Raw genomic sequence first — 8821 nt, forward strand, 5'->3', positions numbered from 1 at the left:
GTTTCCGAGGTTTCTGTGGCTACAGCTGTTGGTGGATTGTCAGCAGACTTATCCACCACAGCAGCAGTTTCTGATGACTCTAGAGTATCTTCTGATAACGACTCAGGGACAGTTGCCAATTCTGCCAATTCTTCTGTATACAACTTATCCAGTTGAGCAGCAGTTTCTGATAACTCTGGCTTTTCTGCTGATTCTGGCTCAGTTGCAGATTGATTGTCACTCGACTCATCTGCCTGCTCGGAATTTTCCGATGCCTCTGGATTCTCCGGTTCCCCTTCACGCCAAGGGGAATCATAGTGATTCCAGGGCAGAATTGGCTCGTTGGGCAGGTTACGGGTCAAGACAGTGATGTTCTCTGGGTCTGGTTCCGGTAAACTCAAGGGTTCTCCAGAGGGTTTGTTATTAACCTGTTTAGAATTCATAGTCTGAGCGAAAGCCAACAATACATCACATCAGTTTAAGCGCAGGAATGCAAAACTCTGCTATGACATTCAACGTAATAATCAAGGCAACCCCCCAAGTTACATAAGCAGAATACTTCAACGATAGAGAAAAATCTTCTAATCGCTGCCTGTTTGCATTATAAGCCTCTACCAGATTAACCAGCATCTGTAGTTGGTATTGTTCTGGTGAGAGTACCAGGTAGCGTTCTAGGAATTTTTTATCTCCCAAGTTGGGACTGACTGCTATCTGACGCGGGAGAAAAGCACGGATTAGTAGGGTAAAATTAAGCATAAATCCCAGTATCTCAGCAATACCAAAGGGGCTGCGGAAAAATACTAGCCCAGAGATGGTTAAACTCGTTAATAAGGCTCCGTTAGTGACAAACAAGATATTGAGTTTTGTGGTCAAGGTTTGACTGCGCTCCCTTTGTTGATCGAGCACCATACGAACGTCTCGTGCTGCCAACTCCAGGCTTGGGAAAGACGTCTGCTCTTGAGTGATAGAGGTTTCTGGTGTGTCGATGGACTTTGGGATAGAATTGTGGCTATTCTGGATCTGTTCTATAAGCGAATCTACGGTAGATATCATGGCAGGGGCTATTTAGGCTATTTAGTGTAAGTCTGGAGGTAGTTAACAATATCTTTAGCAATCTTGTCTGTTCCATCCTTTACCAAGCTTTGAGATTTTCTGGGAGGCTTGGGAGTATGATGGAGAAATTCCCACTTGCCGTGGAAAAATTCTGTCGGTGTTAAAATCTGATGGTGACCGTAGTCTTGCACCCCTTCTATTAGGATAGCGGCTTCAGCAAATCCAGAGCGGGTAACTGAAGCAATTGGGATATCCAGGCGTAACGCTTCGGCAAAAGTACTGTATCCCGGTTTGGAAATCACTCGCGAGCACAAGGGCATGAAATCCACTGGTCGATAGTCGTGATCCTTGATTTTAAGTAAATTGGGTAAATCTGGTGCTTGAGAGTCAAATGTGATAAACTGCCAGTCAGGGAATCTAGATAGATTGTGGTAAGGAATTTGTTCCAACCCTAATCCCCCAAAGGTGAGTAAAGCAGTTTTAAACTCTGGAGACTTCAGATCAAAATTCTTCCTTAATTGGTCTGCACTGTAGCCTGGGGAGCCGCCTGTTAACCCCACATCGGTGATATGGGTGAAGGCGCTCATGGGTTCATGTAAAGGAAGGCGAAATAAGCGATCGCATTTTCGATAATACTCACTGATCCAATCGGCAATCTCGGCAAATTCTCCTCCCCAGTCTCGATAGATGAAGTCCCAGCCAAAGTTACTCATCATCCAACAGGGAATGTCAGCCGCTTGAGCAATACCTACAGCTAAGGGGGGAATATCGGCTAAGATCAGCCCGACTCGATTGTTACGAATAAAGTCAACCTCACTAGCAATAATTGATCTAGCACTGAAGCGAATTTGCTGTAGTTTGGTTAATGTTACCTCTTTATCCATTGTTAAGCTGTCGGTTTGAATAACACCAACATCAAAAGCCCGTGGGCGATGAATAAAATCCCCCGGAATGTAGGATTCTAATAACCAGCGTGGTATTGTTGTTACTAGAATCAGTAAGATATCCGGACACAGTCGTTGAATAGCCGCAGCTACGGAGGCAGTACGTACAGCATGACCAAAACCGTGGCTAGTGATAGCGATGTATAAAACTGGTCTAGACATTCTAGGAGCTCAGGTATTGAGTTAATTGAAGGCTTTCATGCAGGCTAACAAAAATAAACCACAAGTGGCTAACTTTGGCAGTTACTACCTTGATTATAATTTCCACACTTTAAAATCGAATTCATAAAAAATTTAAAGTTTTTTTTTAAAGGAGTTGAAAACGTGCTGGAATATATCACTTTACCGAACAATGTTCTGCCACCTGTAGCCCCTTATTCCCACGCTGTTCGGGCAGGAGATTTTCTATTTGTGACGGGACAGCTAGCTGAGGACCCTGTCACTGGAAAAGTAATAATTGGGTCAATTGAGGAGGTGCGACCCCGTAATTTAATTCGCCATAGGAAAGCGCACCTTACAGACTAAACAGGTAATGGAAAACTTGAAGCTGGTTTTAGACCATGCTGGCACTAGCTTCGAGCAGGTAGTTATGACTCGCATTTTTCTGACTGATTTTAGATACTACCAGACAGTGAATGACTTATATGCTTCTTATTTTAACAATAGGTTGCCTTGTCGAACAACGGTTGGAGTCATGGGTCTTGCTGGTAATGGTGATATAGAAATTGATTTGATTGTTTATTGTGGTGATTAAGGATAATGGTAAATTCGTAAGATTTACATTTAGCTATTAGCATTTAGCTAACCCTCTTCGTCCATAGTAAGCTAATAGGCATTTAAATTTATAACTATTCTTAATTTTGCCTTTTTTATTTGATAGTTTAGTTAACTTTTTCTCGAACAACCCGAATCCCCTCCCAAGCTGGCATTCGACCAGTTCGTCGCTCATCCATTAATAAAAATAATGTGTAAATTGGCGCAATTTTATCTCTATTACTGGCATACTTACGGCTTAATTATTGACAATTTTCAACTGTCAAATGAACAGGTTTCAGGATTTGAGGATTGGTAGCAGCTTTTTTATAAATATCAGCTCGCACAGTCCAGGCAATAAACACTAACAGCACATAGAAGCGAAGTAATTTAAGATCTGGGTTTTCGTATCGGTCAAAGTCGAGGTTGAGGTAGGGATTGAGGTGGATATATTGACCTAGCTTGAGTTCTTTGTATAGGTCTTGGTATGGCTCAAGGTTTTGGTAAAGGTATCGATCGAGGTCGAGGTTTTGTTCAAGCTCTTGGTAAAGGTTTCGGTATTGGTAGAGGTTAAGCTCTAAATATCGGTAGAGTTGGATATCTAGGTATCGGAACAGTTCTAGTTCCCCCTCCAAGTCTAAGTTTAAATCTAGAGCTATATCTAGTTGAACAACATTAGCTAATTGTTTTTGCCAATTTTTCCACTTAGCTGCTTTTATGCCCACAATCACGTTGTGTTCTTTTTCCTGGCACCAGCAGCCTACTGGCTGTTCAATCGCTGGGTACTCCTGTGCTTCATCGGAAGTGGGCAATCTGTACCTGAATCCTGGTGTTGAGTAGTTTTGAGTCAACCATTTACAAAATGCTTCTGCATCACTAGCTCCAATTCCAGTAATTGGCTGATTTCCCTCTAACGCTATAAACCGTTTGCTTTCCCAATGATCTGGCTGATGATACTCACCTGCTGCTAGGGTCTCATCCAAAAATAATTGATACTCAGCACAGGTAATATAACTCAAGGCAATTTCGATTCTGTCATCAATCCGGAATAGTTGATTCAACCGCCTAGATAACTTAACCTCTGCAGCTACCTGAGCAATTTCTGGATTAGGGGATGCTAAATCTGCTGCTAGGATTTGTTCAAGTTGTTGCTCTAGCTTAGGCTTAACGGTCAACCCTTGCGCTAGGCAATCATAAGCAAGAGCTAAAGACTCTTCTGTACCCTTTTCCAAGGCTGCACGAATCAAGTTAGTTCCATCAGCATCCGACGCCCAGAAGCGGATAGTTTCAGTCCACCAGGGATTATCCACGTTTTTAGTCAAGATCTGCTCTTGGTTCAGTTCCTTTACCTGAGCAGCGGCTAAATAGTCCTGAAAACTCTGGTGAACAAACTCGTAAATCCCTAGCCTCCTTTCCACTAATAACCCAGTAGCTGTCTCTATATGCTTAAGAAATTCCTTGGGTTTTAGCGGACTCCCCGCCACTGATGCTAAATGGTCTTGACTATCAGATGGGGTGAATTCACAAGTTTCCTGTTCCATCAACCCTAGTGCTAGCCTTTGTAAGACTGATTGTTTTTGCACGGTTGTGAGCTGTATAGGGATGTTCTGAGCTGATGACACCTCCAGCAATACATGGCAAATTTTGCTGTAAAGTTCTCCCCGACGCTCTGGTAACATGCTACCGCAAGCGTGAAGGGTAGCTATCATAGTTAGGAGCAGTGGGTTGCTTGCCATTGAAGCTATCGAGGGATTATGTCTAATCCGCTCTACTAAATCCTCAACTTGCTTCTGAGCTGATAATTGTTTTCCTCGACTACTAATCTTAGTTTGTCGATACCAGCCCTGAAGAAATTGCTGAATTTGGTTGAAATTGAATGGTTGTACTTCTAAAACTGTTTCGATCTGCGACCTCAGTATACTACGATAGCCCTGGGGACGATATGTCAGGATAAAAGCAGTTTGGGAATAGGTTTGCATCTGCTGGTTAACCCATTGACTCACCTGCTGACGCTGATCCGGATCAGCTACTTCATCCAACCCATCCAACATCACTAAGCATTTGCCATTGTCTAACTGATCCCGAAACCAATTAGCAGGAGGTTTCTCCAAGCCTGCGGATTGACCAAATCCTGGTAATGACCCTTCCTCAACTTGTTTCGTAACTAGCTGTGCCAATAATGGTGTTTGCTCACTAGTAATGCGATCGCAAGTATTCCGCAAATCTACCATTATAGGAATTAGTTTTGGCGCTTTATACTGGCGGTGAGCATTGTTGGCATAGGTCAGGGTCAAATGCTGCAAGGTAGTGGTTTTTCCTGCTCCTGGGGGGGCAATGATTGCCAAATGTCGATAGGCTGGTATTTTAGGTATTTTGGCGATAAAATCCCAAATTTCCGGACTGATCTGAGATTGATGGGAGTTTGTCTTAGGTAATGGTCTATTACCTGGAATTTTTGTAGCGAATCTTAGGGGGACAAATACCTGCTCGAAATCCAACCTTGATAGCCTTGTGTTCAACACTACTGTCTTCAAGTCACGAAAACCGTAGACTAAGCTTTGGTAATACTTGTCTTGAAACTGTGAGGTTGATTTTCCGTCGTTAAACTGTGAGGTGAATTTTCCCCACAACCCCATGACCAAGTTTTCTTCCGGTTCCAAAGCTTTTGACTTGTTTTGGAACGATGGCTTGTCCGACATGTTTTCTGGCATAGTGATGCTACTGCTACAAAGCCCCTTGCTTTCGAGTGTAAGCGAGTCTAATACTAAGTTGCCGCTTAAAGATGTAATTTACTGGTAAGACTATCCTTGAATTTGACTGTTAACCGTCAACGGTAAACGCTCAATCCTCTTGGGCAAAAAACTGTTGCAATAGTGACCTCGTCATAACCCAATTTGCTGTAAACAGGCTGACTCGATCACAGTCGAGGAACACTTATAAATTTTACTAAAAAATGCTATACTTCAGATATATATTTACAACTATTAGTAATCTAATTGAGTCTTTAGCATTTTATCACTGTCATTCTTTGTCTGTCATTTGTGATATCTTCGTTCGTGTCGTATTACTTTGTAAAAATGGTAGAATAGATAGTCAATGAATGTAGCGATTAAGCGAGTCCTATCACCCCTAAAACCTTACCTACGCTGGGTAATCTTAGGTGGGACATTATTCTTTTTAGCAAAAGCCTTGAAAGACAACTGGCAAGAAGTGCTAGCGATTCGGATCAGCACTTCTGGATGGACTTGTTTAGCGATCGCTGTTGGCGTGACATTACTAGCCCACACCTGGACTGGCTGGGTTTGGCATTGGATGCTGCGGGAATTCGACCAAGAACCAGGGGTTGGGTGGTGTATCCGGATCTATCTCAAAGTTAACATTGCCAAATACTTACCAGGTAACGTTTGGCACTTCTATGGTCGGATCTGGGCAGCGAAAACAGCAGGAGTTCCATTGGGAGTAGCTACTCTGAGCGTGTTAATGGAACCTCCCATGATGGCAGTAGGTGCTTTATTGCTGGCTTTGATCAGCTCTCCTTTGGCCAGCCGGATCATTCAACTCCCAATTCTGTTTGCTGTACTGATACTGATTCATCCTTGGTGTTTAAACCCATGCCTACAGTATTTAGCTAAATTAACAGGTAAGAAGAAAAGCATTGAATCGGGTGTTGATCAGATTATCCGGGTCAAGCGCTACCCAATCCTACCATTGTTGGGGGAATTGGGCTTTTTGGGATTGCGAGGTTCAGGCTTTTTGCTTACCCTGTTAGCCTTAAGTCCAATCAGCCCCAGCCAACTCCCCCTGTTGCTTAGTGGGTTTAGTGTAGCTTGGCTGTTGGGCTTAATTGTCCCAGGGGCACCAGGGGGAGTTGGGGTATTTGAAGCCACTGCAGTGGGTTTACTAGAGCATGACTTTGCTCCGGCAGTGGTGCTGAGTTCGGTTGCCTTGTATCGTTTGATCAGTATTCTATCAGAAGTTGGCGGTGCGGCACTGGCATGGTTAAATGAACCTCCAAGCGATCGCTCTTCTAATCAAGATGAAGAATGAAGTCTTGATACTTCATACTTGATACTTCATAATATTTCATACTTCATATTTCATGCTTCATCGTGATAGGTAGAAGCTACGTACAACTCCTTTAACTGTTTATCATCCACACCACCTGGAGCATCGGTTAGCAAAGAACGTGCTTGTTGGGTTTTCGGGAAAGCAATCACATCCCGAATCGATTCTTCCCCAGCCAATAGCATCACTAGCCGATCCAAACCATAAGCAATCCCACCGTGAGGAGGGGCACCATAGTCAAAGGCTTCCAGCAGAAACCCAAACTTACTGTGAGCTTCTTCTTCAGACAAGCCAATAGCTTCAAAAACCTGTTGCTGAATCTCTGGCTGGTATATCCGGAGACTACCACCACCGATTTCTACCCCGTTCCATACTAAGTCATAGGCTTGAGCTCGAGCCGTTTTCAGATCATCTAAGTCATCAGGATGGGGAGCTGTAAATGGGTGGTGCAGTGCTTCTAAACGCTTTTCATCGGCATTCCACTCAAACATGGGGAAGTCTGTTACCCAGAGTAAGTTAATCTTTGTTGAATCAATTAATCCTAACTCTTGACCAATCACAAGTCGTAAGCGGTCGAGGGTTTTATTGACGATGTCAGCTGAACCAGCACCAAAAAGCAGCAAATGACCAGCAGTAGCACCAGTTGCCTCTAATAACTGCTGTTTTTGGCTATGACTTAGGTTATCCTTAATCGCCCCGATGGTATCAATTTCACCTCCTTCCCTCACCCGGATGTAAGCTATCCCCTTAGCACCAGCTTCGCTTGCTTCTTTGAATAAGTCACCCCCTGGTTTAATCCGGACATTCGATATAGCTTCATTACCACCAGGAATAGGTAGAACTTTGACTACACCCCCAGTCTTTACTGCACCGGAAAAGACTTTGAAGCCAGAATCTTTCATCAAATCAGAGACATTGACTAGTTCTAAGCCAAAGCGAGTATCGGGTTTATCACTTCCGTAGCGTTCCATGGCTTCAGCGTAAGTGAGGCGGGGGAATGGTCTGGGGATATCAATACCTTTGACTGTCTTAAAAATGTGACATACTAATGTCTCATTAAGCTGGAGAATTTCCTCTTGGGACATAAACGACATTTCCATGTCCAACTGGGTAAACTCCGGCTGTCGGTCAGCTCTGAGGTCTTCATCTCGGAAACACCGGGCAATCTGGTAGTATCGATCCATACCCGATACCATCAACAGCTGCTTAAACAATTGGGGGGATTGGGGCAGAGCGTACCACTGACCCGGATTCACACGGGAGGGGACAAGATAGTCTCTAGCACCTTCGGGAGTGGAACGAGTTAGCACTGGGGTTTCCACTTCGATGAAGCCTTGTTCATCTTCCAGGTAACGGCGAATTCCTCTAATCACTTGATGGCGCAGTTGCACGTTTTTGCTCATGCGATCGCGTCTTAAGTCCAAATAGCGATACTTCAGCCGTAAGTCTTCTCGCACTGACTCAGTATCAGCACTGGACACCTGAAATGGCAACTGCTTACGCACTTTATTGAGCAGTTCAATGTAAAGAGCGTAAATTTCTACCTCGCCAGTAGGCAATTTGGGATTAAGGGACTCGTCAGGACGCTTAGTAACTCGTCCGGTAACCTTTACTACATATTCATTGCGCAGGTGATCGGCATCTTTATAGGAATCAGGGGTACGCTCAGGGTCACTAACAATTTGGACAATACCACTAATATCCCGTAGGTCCAAGAAGATCACACCTCCATGGTCGCGACGTTTCGAGACCCAGCCGCACAGGGTAACAGTTTCACCAATGTGCTGGCTTCGGAGTTCACCACAATAATGAGTTCGCATAGTCTTTGTCTATAATACTGGTTCAATTAACTTACTTATCAGGCTAAACCCTGGCGCGTTATAGTCTTAGATTCTCAGCCTCACGGATGATATGTGCTGTTTTACCAGCACTTGACTAGGATTAAAATCCCCCGCCAATAAGCCGACCCAGGCAATTTCAGGCACCACAAAGTCTGAATTATAGCTCATTTGACCCGAGTCTAGGCC

5 protein-coding genes and 2 pseudogenes are annotated in these 8821 nt (G+C 43.9%); 2 read left to right on the forward strand and 5 right to left on the reverse strand.

The window, feature by feature from the left end:
- The 3 genes and pseudogenes from LYNGBM3L_RS09970 to LYNGBM3L_RS09980 form a co-directional block, all read right to left on the reverse strand.
- Positions 1–422: pseudogene (locus tag LYNGBM3L_RS09970) on the reverse strand (hypothetical protein); the annotation flags it as partial.
- Positions 423–447: 25 nt separating this feature from the next.
- Positions 448–1032 carry a hypothetical protein gene (locus LYNGBM3L_RS09975; protein ID WP_202799179.1) on the reverse strand — a complete coding sequence of 195 codons (585 nt, stop codon included), beginning with the start codon at positions 1030–1032 and terminating at the stop codon, positions 448–450.
- A 17-nt stretch (positions 1033–1049) separates the two neighbouring features.
- Positions 1050–2138 carry a glycosyltransferase family protein gene (locus LYNGBM3L_RS09980; protein WP_008181979.1) on the reverse strand — a complete coding sequence of 363 codons (1089 nt, stop codon included), beginning with the start codon at positions 2136–2138 and terminating at the stop codon, positions 1050–1052.
- 162 nt (positions 2139–2300) lie between these two features.
- Here LYNGBM3L_RS09980 and LYNGBM3L_RS50210 point away from each other — a divergent pair.
- Positions 2301–2730, forward strand: a pseudogene (locus LYNGBM3L_RS50210) (RidA family protein).
- Positions 2731–2992: 262 nt separating this feature from the next.
- Here the strand turns inward: LYNGBM3L_RS50210 and LYNGBM3L_RS33830 are convergent.
- On the reverse strand, positions 2993–5440 hold the full coding sequence (locus tag LYNGBM3L_RS33830; RefSeq protein ID WP_008181982.1) for an NACHT domain-containing protein: 2448 nt from the start codon (positions 5438–5440) through the stop codon (positions 2993–2995).
- Between the two features lie 385 nt (positions 5441–5825).
- Here LYNGBM3L_RS33830 and LYNGBM3L_RS09995 point away from each other — a divergent pair, with 385 nt between their 5' ends.
- Complete coding sequence (locus LYNGBM3L_RS09995) at positions 5826–6776, forward strand: lysylphosphatidylglycerol synthase transmembrane domain-containing protein (protein ID WP_008181983.1); 951 nt, start codon at positions 5826–5828, stop codon at positions 6774–6776.
- Between the two features lie 50 nt (positions 6777–6826).
- Here LYNGBM3L_RS09995 and aspS read toward each other — a convergent pair whose 3' ends face one another.
- Positions 6827–8614: an aspartate--tRNA ligase gene (gene aspS, locus LYNGBM3L_RS10000; RefSeq protein WP_008181984.1), complete on the reverse strand. Its 1788-nt coding sequence runs from the start codon at positions 8612–8614 to the stop codon at positions 6827–6829.
- Between the last annotated feature and the right edge of the window lie 207 nt (positions 8615–8821).

It is taken from the genome of Moorena producens 3L, assembly GCF_000211815.1.
Lineage (GTDB): Bacteria > Cyanobacteriota > Cyanobacteriia > Cyanobacteriales > Coleofasciculaceae > Moorena > Moorena producens.

Coding starts and splice junctions, on each gene's coding strand:
- LYNGBM3L_RS33830 (WP_008181982.1), bottom strand. CDS start 5,440: ATGCCAGAAAACATGTCGGACAAGCCATCGTTCCAAAACAAGTCAAAA.
- LYNGBM3L_RS09995 (WP_008181983.1), top strand. CDS start 5,826: ATGAATGTAGCGATTAAGCGAGTCCTATCACCCCTAAAACCTTACCTA.
- LYNGBM3L_RS09975 (WP_202799179.1), bottom strand. CDS start 1,032: ATGATATCTACCGTAGATTCGCTTATAGAACAGATCCAGAATAGCCAC.
- LYNGBM3L_RS09980 (WP_008181979.1), bottom strand. CDS start 2,138: ATGTCTAGACCAGTTTTATACATCGCTATCACTAGCCACGGTTTTGGT.
- aspS (WP_008181984.1), bottom strand. CDS start 8,614: ATGCGAACTCATTATTGTGGTGAACTCCGAAGCCAGCACATTGGTGAA.